The sequence below is a fragment of the Burkholderia orbicola genome, assembly GCF_900100915.1.
In the GTDB taxonomy this organism is placed as follows: Bacteria; Pseudomonadota; Gammaproteobacteria; order Burkholderiales; family Burkholderiaceae; genus Burkholderia; species Burkholderia orbicola.
Genome location: NZ_FNKW01000001.1, coordinates 2,061,646 through 2,075,179 on the forward strand (window position 1 = coordinate 2,061,646; position 13,534 = coordinate 2,075,179).

The 13,534-nt window shown below is 67.6% G+C and carries 11 protein-coding genes; 1 reads left to right on the top strand and 10 read right to left on the bottom strand.

Translation table 11 applies throughout. From position 1 onward, the window contains the following. Window positions 1–509: 509 nt before the first annotated feature. From BLS50_RS09885 to aceK, 5 genes are all read right to left on the bottom strand, one after another. Window positions 510–1,781, bottom strand: coding sequence for a dienelactone hydrolase family protein (locus BLS50_RS09885; protein ID WP_074802129.1), 1,272 nt, complete (start codon window positions 1,779–1,781; stop codon window positions 510–512). A 106-nt stretch (window positions 1,782–1,887) separates the two neighbouring features. After that, on the bottom strand, window positions 1,888–2,322 hold the full coding sequence (locus tag BLS50_RS09890) for a YchJ family protein (RefSeq protein WP_074802130.1): 435 nt from the start codon (window positions 2,320–2,322) through the stop codon (window positions 1,888–1,890). Window positions 2,323–2,364: 42 nt separating this feature from the next. Next, the gene (locus BLS50_RS09895) at window positions 2,365–3,042 is read right to left on the bottom strand and encodes an SDR family oxidoreductase (RefSeq protein ID WP_011546335.1); all 678 of its coding nucleotides are present in this window, start codon (window positions 3,040–3,042) and stop codon (window positions 2,365–2,367) included. Window positions 3,043–3,153: 111 nt separating this feature from the next. Beyond that, a complete protein-coding gene (can, locus tag BLS50_RS09900) occupies window positions 3,154–3,921 on the bottom strand; it encodes a carbonate dehydratase (protein ID WP_011546334.1) in 768 nt (255 codons plus the stop codon). Between the two features lie 57 nt (window positions 3,922–3,978). Beyond that, on the bottom strand, window positions 3,979–5,796 hold the full coding sequence (gene aceK / locus BLS50_RS09905) for a bifunctional isocitrate dehydrogenase kinase/phosphatase (protein ID WP_074802131.1): 1,818 nt from the start codon (window positions 5,794–5,796) through the stop codon (window positions 3,979–3,981). A gap of 301 nt (window positions 5,797–6,097) precedes the next feature. On the opposite strand from aceK, the gene BLS50_RS09915 reads away from it, so the two are divergent. After that, window positions 6,098–7,177: an MBL fold metallo-hydrolase gene (locus BLS50_RS09915; RefSeq protein ID WP_074802132.1), complete on the top strand. Its 1,080-nt coding sequence runs from the start codon at window positions 6,098–6,100 to the stop codon at window positions 7,175–7,177. A 16-nt stretch (window positions 7,178–7,193) separates the two neighbouring features. Here the strand turns inward: BLS50_RS09915 and BLS50_RS09920 are convergent, their stop codons facing one another. The 5 genes from BLS50_RS09920 to BLS50_RS09940 form a co-directional block, all read right to left on the bottom strand. Then, window positions 7,194–8,849, bottom strand: a complete 1,656-nt coding sequence (locus BLS50_RS09920) for an ABC-F family ATP-binding cassette domain-containing protein (RefSeq protein WP_074802133.1) — start codon at window positions 8,847–8,849, stop codon at window positions 7,194–7,196. 192 nt (window positions 8,850–9,041) lie between these two features. Then, window positions 9,042–10,637 carry an ABC transporter substrate-binding protein gene (locus BLS50_RS09925; RefSeq protein ID WP_074802134.1) on the bottom strand — a complete coding sequence of 532 codons (1,596 nt, stop codon included), beginning with the start codon at window positions 10,635–10,637 and terminating at the stop codon, window positions 9,042–9,044. Window positions 10,638–11,074: 437 nt separating this feature from the next. Beyond that, window positions 11,075–11,848 (bottom strand): SDR family oxidoreductase, encoded by a 774-nt coding sequence (locus BLS50_RS09930; RefSeq protein ID WP_011546330.1) that lies wholly within the window; start codon window positions 11,846–11,848, stop codon window positions 11,075–11,077. Between the two features lie 19 nt (window positions 11,849–11,867). Further along, window positions 11,868–12,506, bottom strand: coding sequence for a thiol:disulfide interchange protein DsbA/DsbL (locus BLS50_RS09935; RefSeq protein ID WP_012329316.1), 639 nt, complete (start codon window positions 12,504–12,506; stop codon window positions 11,868–11,870). 70 nt (window positions 12,507–12,576) lie between these two features. Beyond that, complete coding sequence (locus tag BLS50_RS09940; protein WP_027809035.1) at window positions 12,577–13,473, bottom strand: SPOR domain-containing protein; 897 nt, start codon at window positions 13,471–13,473, stop codon at window positions 12,577–12,579. Window positions 13,474–13,534 lie beyond the last annotated feature (61 nt).

The window sequence follows — 13,534 nt, forward strand, 5'->3', positions numbered from 1 at the left end:
TCCGGGGGTAAAACGACCGCGCGGCATCGACGGGATGCCGCGCGGCGGGACACGAAACGCGCAGAGATTAGCGTGTTCCGCCGGACGTTGCACTAGCGGTTACAAACGCCGCACAGCCTTACTGGGCGGGAGTTCGGCGCAGTTCGGGGGTGCTCGGGACGGAACGCGGCGGATCGGGCGAAATGCGCGCAGATGACGACGTTCGAGTGACACCCCCCGACAGAAAAAATCGCGGGCCGGGGCGCGATGGAGCGTCGAAATAGGGGGAGCGATGAGGGTGAGATGCTGACGGCGACAAGGGGCCGAACTTGTTGTGCGCGGGGTCGATCGACGCGGGGCGGCGCAACGCCGGACGACCGGACGAAATCTGGCGCGAATTCAGGTCGATTGCTCGTAAAAACGAGCATTACGCGGCGTGTGCTCGATTTGACAAGCAGGCGGCAGAGTGCCGCGGTGACGTTGAATCGACGGCGTGCGAAGGGGGAAGCGGGAGAAACGACAACCGCGCGTCAGCGCGAAGCCAGTGCGCGCGTATCGGTGTCGCGGGTATGATCGCCGCCGTTGTCGGCCGTCTGCGTCGTGCTGTCGTTCCACACGACGCGGTCGTTGACCGCATACAGCCGGCAGGCGCCCGCGCCTTGTTTCGCGCAGTTGTCGAGCGCGAGCGCCATCGGATCGTCGCCGCCTTCGGCCCACGACCACGCGCCTTCCGACGACACCGCGAACGCGCGGCTCGGATGCTGGTTCAGGAAGCGGCGATAGCCTTCGCGGCCGGCTTCGTCGACGTACGGCACCGCGTTGACCGCATCGATCGACGCATAGCCGGTAGCCTTCGGTTCGTGCGGGTTCGCGACCGCATAGCGCACCGCGGTCGGCAGGTTCAGTTCGGCGAGGAACGCGTGCACGGCCGGCCACCAGACGGGCACGCCGTCGCGATCGACGATCAACCGGTGCGCATCGTCCTTGTAGCGGCCGAAATCGATGAACTGCGCCTGCGTGCCGTGCGACACGTACGCATCATGCATCTGCGCGACGAGCGCGGGCGTCCACACCGAATCGTTGTCGCCGTACAGCCACAGCGACCGCACGGCCGTGTGCGCACCGTACTGGTCGAACGCGTCGACGAGGTTGCGCTGCCAGCCGTCGCACAGGTCCTGGCGCAGCCCGCCGGAGAAGTTGATGATGCCGCGCACGCCCGCCGCGGCTTCGGTGCCGTAGGCGACCGACACGAGCCCGCCGTGCGACGTGCCGGCGACGACGATGCGCGACGCATCGACGTACGGCTGGCGCGCCATGTAGCGCACCGTCGCGTCGACGTCCGCGGCCTGCGCGAGGCCGTTCTTGCCGACGTTGCAGCCTTCCTGCCGGTACGTGCCGTCCGAACCGGCGAAGCCCTGGCGATTCGGCGCGATCACCGCATAGCCGCGGCGCACGAATTCGCGCGCGAACGCGAGCGGCCGGCTGCGCGGCTGCTGATGGAGATCGCCGGTATTTTTGCCGTGATTGAAGACGACGAGCGGGAACGGGCCGGGGCCGTTCGGCTTGAAGAGCGTCGCCTCGAGCGTGACGGCGCCCGACGCGTCGGCCGGAATGCGGAGGATCTGTTCGTTGAGGTCGGCGGCGACCTGCGGCAGGTTCGCGTCGGCGTAGTCGAAGTGCTCGGCGTGGGCGAGCGAGCCGCTGGCGCCTGCACCCGTGTTCGCGCTCGGCAGCGTACCGGCCTGAGCGGCCGACAGCGCACAGGCCGCCATCCATCCCACCAATACCTTGCTGAACGCCATCCGTAAGCCCTGCCACGCAACATGACCAATTCGAGCCCATCGTAGCCCGACAAAATCAGGTTGTGCAATGCGGGAATAACCCGGCGTCTGACACGGCAACTATTTGTCAGCGTTCACTTACATCGCCGTCGACATAGCGCCAGAATCCCTGCTCGTCGTGCTCGAAACGGCTCGTCTCGTGCAGCCGGTAGGCGCGGCCGCCGACCTTGTAGCGGGCCACGAATTCGACCTCCGCGTGCCGGTCGTCGAGCGGCGCGTGGCGTTTGACCGCGAGGCCCAGCCAGCGCGGCGCGTCCGGCGCGTCGGGGTCGGTGTCGAGATCGGGCGGGCAGGTGCGCGCGGCCCACGTCGCGCGCAGGTAATCGGTCGCGCCGAGGACGTACGCGCTGTACCGCGAACGCATCAATTCGAGTGCGGTCGGGGCGGCTTCGCCACCGTCGATGAAGCGGCCGCAGCAGGCCGCGTAGCGCGGCGGCGGCGCCTTGGCGGGCGCGGGGGACGCGCCGCCGCACGGGCACGCGTCAGGTCGGGTCAAAATCATGCGAAATGTGAATTAACAACGCTGGGTTGCCGGCCGGCGCACTCACCAGCTCAGCTCGACGCCGTCGTACTGGAAGAACCGGCCGTTCGCCTGGGACACGTCCGAAGCGGATTCGGCGATCACGCGACGCATGCCAGTCACGCTCGTTTCCGGATCGATCGCGGCCTGCGCGCCGCCCATGTCGGTGCGCACCCAGCCGGGATGCAGTGAAATGCACGCGGCATGGCGCGTCTGCAGCGACGCGATGCGCAGCGCGTCGTTCAGCGCGGCCTTGCTCGCGCGGTACAGCCAGCCGGTCGTGCCGGTCGCCTCGGCGATGCTGCCCATCCGGCTCGACACGACGGCCAGCACGCCGCGCGCGTCCTCGACGAGCGGCAGCAGGATCGGCAGCAACTGCATCGGCCCGCGCACGTTGGTATGCATCACCGCGTCGAAATCCTCGGCGGTGATCGTCTCGACGCCTTCGGTGCGCGGCCCGTACACGCCCGACACCAGCACGGCCGCATCGAGCCGTTCGCCGTCGAGCTTCCAGCCGAGCGCCGCGATCTGCTCGGGCCGCGCGATGTCGAGCGCATGCGGCTGCGCGCCGAGCGCGCGCAGCGCGTCGAGCGATGCCGCGTCGCGTGCGGTGGCGATCACGTTCCAGCCGTCGCGCCGGTATTGCCGGACGAATTCGCGGCCGAGGCCGCGCGATGCGCCGACGATCAATACGGTTTTCATGTCCGTCGCTCCTTGGGTGGGCGCCGCCGTGGCAGTGCCGGTGTCAGATCCGTTCGACGCGTGCCGCGCCCGCGCGGCCGCCGCCGCCGGGCAGCTGGCGCGCACCGCACGTTACTGCGCGTCGTCGCACGGCTTCAGCGTGGCGGCGACCGCCTGCGCGACGCCGTCGAGCTGCGCGGCGTCCGCCGCGACCATGTCGTTGTCGGGCGCATGCTGGCCGCGCGCGGTCAGCGCCGCCACGCAGCGCTTGTAGGTTGCGTCGAGCGCGTCGAAGTTCGACACGGACATCCCGAGGTTGCGCATCCGGCCGTCGTGCACGCCGTACACGAGCCCGTGCACGGTCAGCGACTGGCCGCGCGCCCACGCGTCGTTGACGATCGTCGTGCGGCACACGTTGACGACCTGTTCGATCGAATTCAGCTCGATCAGGCGGCGATACCTTGCTTCGCCGACCGGCCATTCGTCGAGCAGGGCCGCATGGCGCTCGCGCACGTCCTGCACGTGATGCAGCCAGTTGTCCGCGAGGCCGACGCGGCGGTTGTGCAACGCCGCGTTTACGCCCGAGCAGCCGTAGTGGCCGACGACCATGATGTGCTTCACGCGCAGGATGTCGACCGCGAACTGGATCACCGACAGGCAGTTCAGGTCGCTGTGCACGACCACGTTCGCGATGTTGCGGTGCACGAACACTTCACCCGGCGGCAGGCCGATGATCTGGTTCGCCGGCACGCGCGAATCCGAGCAGCCGATCCACAGATATTCCGGCGCCTGCTGGTCGGCGAGCCGTGCGAAGAAATCGGGATCGTCGGCGAGCTGGCGCTTGACCCAGGCATCGTTGTTGTCGAACAGATGTGAAAGCGGATTGTCTTGGGTAGTCATCGGTGTGGATTCCGTTGGCGGAAATCAAGTCGATATCGGATCGGGGTGTGGCCGGCGTCAGGCGGCGCGCTGCGCGTCGCCTGTGCCGTCGTTCTCGCCCGTCGCGCCGAAGCGCGCGGGGTAGCGCACGCAAAAGCGCAGGGTCGCGTCGTACGGATAAAAATCGGGCAGTTCGCCCTGCATCAGCTTGTCCTTGCTCGCCTGCCACAGCGCGGGATCGAAAAAGTCCGCGTGATGCTTCATGAAGACGCTGCGCACGCGCGGGTCGCCGAGCAGGAACGGCCCGTAGGTCTCCGGAAAGATGTCGTGCGGGCCGACGGTATACCACGGTTCGCCGGACAGCTCGTCTTCCTCGTTGCGCGGCGGCGGCACGCGCCGCACGTTGCAGTCGGTCAGGTATTCGATCTCGTCGTAGTCGTAGAACACGACGCGGCCGTGGCGCGTGACGCCGAAGTTCTTGTACAGCATGTCGCCGGGGAAGATGTTCGCCTTCATCAGCTCCTTCACCGCGTTGCCGTATTCCTTCACGCCGTGCTCGACGTCCGCGTCGCTGCCGTTCTGCAGGTACAGGTTCAGCGGCGTCATCCGGCGCTCGATGTACAGGTGCTTGATCACGAGCTTGTCGTCCTCGTATTCGAGCAGCGACGGCACTTCCTTCTCGAGTTCGCGCACGAGCGCGTGATCGAGCCGCGCGAGCGGCAGCGCGACGCTCGAATACTCGAGCGTGTCGGCCATCCGCCCGAGCCGGTCGTGGCGCTTCACGAGCTGGTACTTCTCCATGATCTGCGCGCGCGTCGTTTCCTTCGGCGGCGGGAAGTGGTCCTTGATGATCTTGAACACGTACGGGAACGACGGCAGCGTGAACACGAGCATCACGAGGCCCTTGATTCCGGGCGCGATGATGAAGCGGTCGCTCGAATGCGACAGATGGTGCAGCAGGTCGCGGTAGAACAGGTTCTTGCCCTGCTTCTGCAGCCCGACCGACGTGTAGATCTCGGCCTTCGGCTTGCCCGGCATGATCGTGCAGAGGAAATCCACGTACGCGGACGGCACGCCCATGTCGACGAGGAAGTACGAATGCGAGAAGCTGAAAATGATCTGCAGCAGGTCGCGGCGCAGCAGCACGGTGTCGAGCGCGAGCACGCCGGGGCGCACGTGGCGGATCGGCACCGCGAACGGCAGCACGCGGTCGGCGTTGATGATGCGGCCGACGATGTACGCGCTCTTGTTGCGGAAGAACAGCGACGACAGCACGTGGATCTGGAAATTCGGCGCCTCGTCGAAGTGGCCGAATTCGTCGTCGATCGCCTGCATCACGCAGCCGATGTCGCGCGTGAGATCCTCGAACGGCGGGTCGAGCTGGAAGTTCGTGACGATGCGCTCGAGCGTGACCGCGAGCCCGTCGGTGCCCGGATAGTACGCGCGGTAAGTCGGTTTCGCGGCCGGCTCGTCGTTCTCCAGATACTCGGTCGAGATCGCCGGGCGCACGAAGATGAAATCGTTGCTGAAATACGAGCGGTGCAGGATCTTGCAGCACACCGAATTGAAGAAGGTTTCCGCGCACTCGGGCTGGCGGTGCGACGTGAGCAGGCCGATGTAGTGCAGCTTGATCTGCTGCCACACTTCGTCGTCGATGTTCTCCGCGTCGTATTCGTCTTCCAGCACCTCGACGCATTCCTTCACGCGCTCGTCGTACGACGTGATCCGTTCGCGCGCGAGCCGCTGCAGCCCGTGCCAGTCGCCGCGCTCGAACAGCGTCTTCGCATCGACCGCCGCTTCGCGGAAGATCCGGTAATGGCGATCGAAGTATTCGAGCATCGTCTGCGCGACGTCGAAACCGATCTGCGACGACAGCAGTTTGGGGAAGTGATTCATCGCGTGCAGGCTCGTTCAAGGGGCTGTAAGCACCCGCCATTTTAGCGCCCAAGTCGGCGTTTCAATGACTTTCGAGGTGACGCGCGAACAGTCGTCAATCGGTGTGTTGCTCGCCGTTAGGCACTGTTCGGTGCATCTTCGCGTAAAGATACGGGTACGGAACCGATTCTGACACGAACTTTTTTGACGGGCCGCAGGGCGCCGGGCACGTCTTTCTCGCGACGGCGATAGAATCGACGCACCGCCCGCCGCGCGTGCCGCCGGCGCGCATTCGCACCGATAACGACGAGACGCCCCACCGATGAACGCCCTGGAACACCAACTCGATTACCCCTTCGCCGATACGCTGCCCGCCGCGGGCGACACGTTCGAGGTCGCGCCCGGCGTGCGCTGGCTGCGCATGCCGCTGCCGTTTTCGCTCGACCACATCAATCTCTGGCTGCTGCGCGACGAGATCGACGGGCAGGCCGGCTGGACGGTGGTCGATTGCGGGATCGCGTCGGACGCGATCCGCACGCACTGGGAGCAGATCTTCGACACGCAGCTCGACGGCCTGCCCGTGCTGCGCGTGCTCGTCACGCACTGCCACCCCGATCACTTCGGCCTCGCGAACTGGCTGTGCGAAGGCGGCGACAAGGGCCGCTGGAACGTGCGGTTGTGGATGACGCTCGGCGAATATATGTTCGGCTGCCTGATGGCGGCCGGCAACGGTTCGAACGCGGGCGGCGCGGCCGCCGCCGATCACTTCGCGCGCCACGGGCTGACCGATCCGGCCGCGCTCGACAAGCTGCGCAACCGCCGCAGCTACTACGCGGATCTGGTGCCGGCCGTGCCGCCGCGTTACCGGCGCCTGCGCGAAGGCGACGCGGTGACGATCGGCGCGCGCACGTGGCGCGTCGTCACCGGCTTCGGTCATTCGCCTGAACATTGCGCGCTCCACAGCGAAGCGGACGGCGTGCTGATTTCCGGCGACATGGTGCTGCCGCGCATCTCGACGAATGTGTCGGTGTTCGACCTCGAACCGGAAGCGAACCCGCTCGCGCTGTACCTCGAATCGCTCGGCCGCTACGAGACGATGGCGCCCGACACGCTCGTGCTGCCGTCGCACGGCAAGCCGTTCCGCGGCGTGCGCACACGCATCGCGCAACTGCGCGAACACCACGATGCGCGCCTGGCCGAGGTGCGCGTCGCGTGCGCGGAGCAGCCGAGGAGCGCGGCCGATATCGTGCCGATCATGTTCCGCCGCCGCGAGCTCGATATCCACCAGATGACGTTCGCGCTCGGCGAGGCGCTTGCGCACCTGAACCTGCTGTGGCTCGCGGGCGAACTCGTGCGCGAGCAGGGCGACGACGGGGTGCTGCGGTTCCGTACCGCCGGCTGAGCGTTTTTCGTAGCGCTTACGCGACGGGTTCGTAACGCCACCCGTCGCGCTGCCACTGCATCGTGTGCGTCGGTTCGAGCGCCGCGAGGAACGCGGCGTCGTGCGACGCGACCACGATCGCGCCGGGGAAGCCGGCCAGCGCCGCTTCGATCGCCCGCACCGATTCGAGATCGAGGTGATTGGTCGGCTCGTCGAGCAGCAGCAGTTGCGCGGGCGTGCCGCGCCACAATGCGCACGCGAGCGCGGCCTTCAGCCGTTCGCCGCCGCTCAGTTGCCGCGCCGGCTGCGTCGCACGCGTCGCGTCGAGTTGCAGCAGCGCGAGACGGCTGCGCAGATCACCTTCGGCAAGGGGCGTATCGAGCAGGCCCAGTTGCTCGACGATCGAGCGCTCGGGGTCGAGCAGCGCGAGCCGCTGGTCGAGATACGCGGCGCTCACGTGCGTCGTGCAGGTGCCTGAGCGCGGCGCGAGCTCGCCCGCGAGCATCCTCAGCAACGTCGATTTGCCGCAGCCGTTCGGGCCCGTCAGCGCAATGCGCACGGCGCCGCTTGCGGACCACGTGATCGCGTCGGCGTCGCCCGCGACGCGCCACGGCAGTTGCGCGCGTTCGAGCGTGAACAGCTGGCGGCGCGCGCTGACCTCGGTGCCCGGCAGCGATACCAGCACCGGTGCGTCGGCTTCGACGCGCGCGGCCGCTTCCTGCACGCGCGCGTCGAGCGTCGCCTTGAAGTCGCTCTGATGACGCCGGACGGTCCCCATGATCGCGCGCGCGGCGCCCTTGCGGCTCTGACGCGCCATCGACGACAGGTTGACCGTCTTCGCGTCGCGCAGCGACGCGGCCGCGTGGCGCTGGATCGTGTCGTGCTCCTGTTCGAGCCTGCGCCGCACGCGCCCGCGCTCGGTACGCGCATGGTCGAGCGCCGCGTGTGCGGCTTCGTGTTCCGCGTCGCGCTGCGCGCGGTAGAGCGCATAGTTGCCGCCATATGAACGCGCGCCGTGCGGCGTCAGCTCGACGATGCGTTGCACGCCGGCGAGCAGCGCACGGTCGTGGCTGACGATGACGACGCCGCCGCGCCAGCCGTCGAGCGCCGTGCGCAGCCACGCGCGGCCCGGTGCGTCGAGATGGTTGGTCGGTTCGTCGAGTACGAGCAGGCCGGCGCCGGACAGCAGCGCGCCGATCAGCGCCACGCGTGCGACCTGGCCGCCGCTCAGCGCGTGCGCGGGCGTGTCGGCGTGGACGTCGTGCAGGCCGGCCGCGTCGAGCGCCATGCGCAGGCGTTCCGCGAGATCCCAGCGATCGCCGATCAGGTCGAAGTCGTTCGGTGTTGCGTGGCCTTCCGCGAGACGCGCGAGCGCGCCGAGCGGTGCATCGAGCGCGGCGATCTGCGCGACGGTCCGCGGGGCCGCCGCCGCCGTGTCGTCGCGGTCATGATCGTGCTGCTGTGCGACGTAGACGACGTGCGCATGCCGCTCGATCGTTCCCGCGCTGGGTGCACGGCAGCCGGCGATCAGTTGCGCGAGCAGGCTCTTGCCGACGCCGTTGCGGCCGACGATGCCGGTGGGCGTGCGATCGATGGACAGGTCGAGCGAATCGAACAGCGTGACGCCGTCGTCGAAGCGGAAGGAAACGTGATGAAGCGCGACGAGCGCGCCGGTGGGCGTGGCTGCAGCCATGAGCACCTCCAAAAATGCGTGAAGACCTTCGCGCGCGGCGTGCGTGGCACGGGCGGCGAAAACATTTCGGGAAGGCTTAGTGGTTCACTTTGGCTGGCGTCCGGTAGGAGGAACAGGGGCGCAGTGTAGCAAGCGCGGCGCGCGGGCCGCAAGCGAGCGGCGTGCACGCCGTCGCTTGCGCGCCACGCACGGTTACTGCACGGCGACCGTCGTGAAGTTCTGTCGTCCGAACGGACTCACGTGATAGCCGCTCACGTTCGTGCGCGTCAACGCGGCCGCGGTCGGGTAGCCGAGCGGGATCCACAGCGCCTGGTCGTGGATGATCTTCTGCGCGCTTTCGTACAGCTTCGCGCGCTTGGCCTGGTCGGCGGTCGACTTGCCGTCGGCGATCAGCTTGTCGAGCTGCGCATCGCAGAAGCGCGCGAAGTTGATGCCCGACTTCACCGCGTTGCAGCTGAACAGCGGCGACAGATAGTTGTCCGGATCGCCGTTGTCGCCGGCCCAGCCCATGAACAGCATGTCATGCTGGCCGAGCTTCGCCTGCTTGATCAGCTCGCCCCATTCGATCACCTTCACCTCGGCCTTCACGCCGATCTTCGCGAGGTCGGCCTGCAGCAGTTCCGCGCCGACCTTCGGGTTCGGATTCAGCACGCTGCCGGTGGGGCGCGTCCAGAGGGTGGTCGAGAAGCCGTTCGGGAAGCCTGCCTGCGCGAGCAGTTGCTTCGCCTTCGCGGGATCGTACGCATACGGCGCGACGTCCTTCGCATAGCTCCACGTGTTCGGCGGATACGGGTTGTTCGCGGCCGTCGCGGTGTTGTCGAACACGACCTTCAGGTAGGTCGCGCGGTCGAACGCGAGGTTCAGCGCCTCGCGCACCTTGTCGTTGTCGAGCGGCTTCTTCTGCGTGTTCAGCGCGACGAACGCGGTCATGAACGCGGGCGTCTGCACGACCTTCAGCGCGCTTTCGCCTTTCGCGGCGAGCACGTCCTGCGGCTTCGGCGACAGCGCGATCTGGCATTCGCCGGCCTTCACCTTCTGCAGGCGCACCGACGGGTCGGGCGTGATCGCGTAGATCAGCCGGTCGACCTTCGGCTTCGTGCCCCAGTACGTCGGATTCGCGTCGTAGCGGATCAGCGCGTCCTTCGTATAGCTCTTCAGCACGAACGGGCCGGTGCCGACCGGCTTCGCGTTCAGGTCGGCCTGCTTGCCGGCCTTCAGCAACTGGTCCGCGTATTCGGCCGAGTAGATCGACGCGAAGCCCATCGTCAGGATCGGCACGAACGTCGCGTTCGGTTCGTTCAGCACGAACTTCACGGTGCTGTCGTCGACCTTCGTGACCGATTTCACGAGCTTCACGAGACCCATCGACTGCGCGTGCGGAAAGCCGCTCGCGCCGGCGACCTTGTGCCACGGATTCGCATCGTCGAGCATCCGCGTGAACGTGAACACGACGTCGTCCGCGTTCAGCGTGCGGCCCGGCTTGAAGTAGTCGGTGGTCTGGAACGCGACGTTCGGGCGCAGGTGGAACGTGTACGTGAGGCCGTCGGCGCTCGCTTCCCATTTGTCCGCGAGCGCGGGCACGACTTTCTTCGCGGCTTCGTCGTAGGACACGAGTGTGTTGAAGACCACGTCGGCCGACGCGTTGGTCGTGACGAGCGAGTTGTACTGCACGACGTCGAAGCCGTCCGGGCTCGATTCCGTGCAGACGGTGAGCGGCTTGGCGGCGGCGAGGCCGGGGGCGGCAAGGGCCGTGGCCACGGCGGCCGCGGCGAACAGCTTGACGTGCATAGGATCTCCCACGTGGCGTGTGTTTTTCGCTGAATGACGGAGGCTGGCGCGGCCCGGAAGCGGGCAGGGCCGACGCGGCTGGCGAATAGCATACCGTCAAAGCGTGCGACGCGCGAAAAAAGGCGCCGGAACGCGGTGAATTGACCGAAAAACGGCTGCGTTCGCGACGGAATGCGTGTTGGGGCGGCGGTCCAGACGGGGCGGACGCGGTGCGGGAGGTGTGGGCGAGGCGAGGGGCCGGGACGGGGCCGTCGGTCGCGAATGCGGGGCGGAAATGAGCGGCACAAACGCCGGAATGGGCAGGACCGCGACAGATGTGCGCGGCGTGTGATGCGATACGAGGGGGAGAAACCCGCGCGGTTTCGCGGGATGGCGATGCGGATCAGGCCGAGGCCCGACAGCGATCCGGCGAGACGCGCGCCGGATCCACGACGCACTCAGTGCGCGCCGGCCTTCGGCTTGCGCGGCGCCTTTTCGAACAGGCGGTCGTACAGCCAGCGCGGCAGCACGTGCAGCACCTTCGCGACGACACCCATCTGCCACGGAATCACGCGGAATGCGTGCTGCCGGGCGATCGCGCGTGCCGCGCGCGCGGCGAAGCGATCGGCGTCCATCAGGAACGGCATCCGGTACGGGTTGTGCGCGGTCATCGGCGTGCGGATGTAGCCGGGCGCGATCGTCACGACGCCGACGCCGGCCGGGCGCAGCTCGACGCGCAGCGCTTCCAGATACTTGATCGCGGCCGATTTCGACGCGCTGTACGCACCGGAGCCGGGCAGGCCGCGCACGCCGGCGACGCTCGCGACGCCGACCAGCGTGCCGTGGCGCGCGGCCGTCATCGGGCCGACGAACGGCTCGAACGTCGCGACCATCCCGTAGTAGTTGATGTCCATTACGTCGCGGAACGCCGCGAGGTCGCCCTGGCCCGTGACGGCGCCCTGGCTGATACCCGCGTTCGCGATCACGACGTCGGGGCAGCCGTGAGCGGCGATGAACGACGCGGCGGCCGTCGCGAGCGCATCGGCGTCGCGCACGTCGGCGGAATAGACGGAGATGGACAGCTTCGGGAACCGCCGCGCGAACGCATCGAGTGCATCGGTGCGTCGCGCGACGAGGGCGAGCGTGGCGCCCTGGCGGGCGTATTCCTCGGCCATCGCAAGGCCGAGGCCGCTCGACGCGCCGGTGATGAAGACCTTCAGCGGAGTAGTCATGCCGGCGCGCGGGCGGGGATCAGAGCTTCTTGTCCTGAACCTGCTTCACGAGGAAGTCGAGCACCTGCGCGGTACCCGGGATGCTGTTCGTGTAAGCCGGGCCCGTCTTGTACTTGCCCTGGACGACGACCGTCGGCACGCCGTCGATCGCGTAGTCCTTCAGCAGCTTGGCCGACTGGTTCACCTCGCCCTGCACGCTGAACGAGTTGTACGCGTCCATGAACTTCTTCTTGTCGACGCCCTGCGTGGCCAGGAAGTCGGCCTGCGCCTGCGGCGTCAGCAGGTAGTTCTTCTGCTTGTGGATCGCGTTGAAGATCGCCGGCGTGACCTTCTCGGAGATGCCGAGCGCGGACACCGCGTAGAACAGCTTCGAGTGCGGGAGGAAATCGTCACGGAATGCGACCGGCACGCGCTTGAAGTCGATGTTGTTGCCCTGCTTCTTCACCCAGGCCTCGATCGTCGGCTCGAATTCGTAGCAGTGCGGGCAGCCGTACCAGAAGAACTCGATCACCTCGACCTTGCCGGCCGGCGCGGACACCGGCTGCGGCGACTTCATCACCTCGAAGTCCTTGCCGGAGGCCGGCGCGGCGGGCGAAGCCTGGGCGAGGCCGGCGGCCAGGCCCAGGGACAGAAGGAGCGTGCTAAGCAGTTTTTTCATGTTGTGAACGTCGAATCAGTTGCTCGGGTTACGGAACGTAACGGGTTCTGCGTGGGCTCGGCCGGTTGGCTTACTGCTTCGTGAAGCGGATCACCGCCGTGTCGACACCTGCATCGGACAGGCGCTGGCGGGCCGAGTTCATATCCTCGAACTTCGAGAACGGGCCGACCCGCACGCGGAAATAGGTCACGCCGCTGACGTCGCGCTTCGACACCTTCGATTCGAAGCCCTGGAAGCCGAGGCGCGCACGCTGTTGCTCGGCATCGCCTTCCGTCTTGTACGCACCGACCTGCAGGAAGTAGCCGGTGTTCGCGTCGTTCGCGGTCGGCGGCTTCGCCGCTGCTGCCGCCGCGGCCCCGGCCGACGACGTCGGCTTCGGCGTGTTCGCGGCCTGCTGCTGTTGCTGCTGCTTTTGCGCGGCGGCCTGCTGCGCCTGCTTCTGCGCGGCGAAGCGGGCGAGGTCGTCCTCGCCGCCTTGCTGCTGTTGCTGCGCCTGTTGCGTCTTCTTCGGCGGCGGCGTGGTGTCGGCCGGCTTCGGCGCGACGGCGACGCCGTTGCCCGATGACGGCGTGTTCGACGCGGTGGTGTTGCTCGAGCCGGTGGCGCCGTTCGTGTTACCCGACGGCGGCACTTCGACGATCTGCGGCTCGGGCAGCAGGCCGCCCTGGGTCTGGTTCGCGGCCTGGCCGGGCGCGGTGTTCGGCGGCGCCGATTGCGCGGCCTGCGGCACCGGCTGGCCGGGCGTCTTGCCCTGCAGCGCGCGGTTCGGGTCGAACTGCTGCGGCTGGCTCGCGCCGTTGTCGGCCGGCGGCGGCGCGACTTTCGACACGAACGGCGACGGCGAACGCGTGATGTAGAGCGCCACCACCACGGCGATTGCGAGGCCGACGATCAGGCCCAGCACGATTCCAAGAAATGTCCCTCCGGCTTGTTTCGACTGCTTCGAAGTTCGGCGTGGTTGTGCCATTGCTTGAGTCACCTGCAAAAAGAATCGTGAAAAGGCTGCGGCGGGTATCCGACGACGGCGC

Coding starts and splice junctions, on each gene's coding strand:
- BLS50_RS09935 (WP_012329316.1), bottom strand. CDS start 12,506: ATGAAAAAACTGCTTAGCACGCTCCTTCTGTCCCTGGGCCTGGCCGCC.
- BLS50_RS09885 (WP_074802129.1), bottom strand. CDS start 1,781: ATGGCGTTCAGCAAGGTATTGGTGGGATGGATGGCGGCCTGTGCGCTG.
- BLS50_RS09940 (WP_027809035.1), bottom strand. CDS start 13,473: ATGGCACAACCACGCCGAACTTCGAAGCAGTCGAAACAAGCCGGAGGG.
- aceK (WP_074802131.1), bottom strand. CDS start 5,796: ATGAATCACTTCCCCAAACTGCTGTCGTCGCAGATCGGTTTCGACGTC.
- BLS50_RS09895 (WP_011546335.1), bottom strand. CDS start 3,042: ATGAAAACCGTATTGATCGTCGGCGCATCGCGCGGCCTCGGCCGCGAA.
- BLS50_RS09915 (WP_074802132.1), top strand. CDS start 6,098: ATGAACGCCCTGGAACACCAACTCGATTACCCCTTCGCCGATACGCTG.
- BLS50_RS09925 (WP_074802134.1), bottom strand. CDS start 10,637: ATGCACGTCAAGCTGTTCGCCGCGGCCGCCGTGGCCACGGCCCTTGCC.
- BLS50_RS09930 (WP_011546330.1), bottom strand. CDS start 11,848: ATGACTACTCCGCTGAAGGTCTTCATCACCGGCGCGTCGAGCGGCCTC.
- can (WP_011546334.1), bottom strand. CDS start 3,921: ATGACTACCCAAGACAATCCGCTTTCACATCTGTTCGACAACAACGAT.
- BLS50_RS09920 (WP_074802133.1), bottom strand. CDS start 8,849: ATGGCTGCAGCCACGCCCACCGGCGCGCTCGTCGCGCTTCATCACGTT.
- BLS50_RS09890 (WP_074802130.1), bottom strand. CDS start 2,322: ATGATTTTGACCCGACCTGACGCGTGCCCGTGCGGCGGCGCGTCCCCC.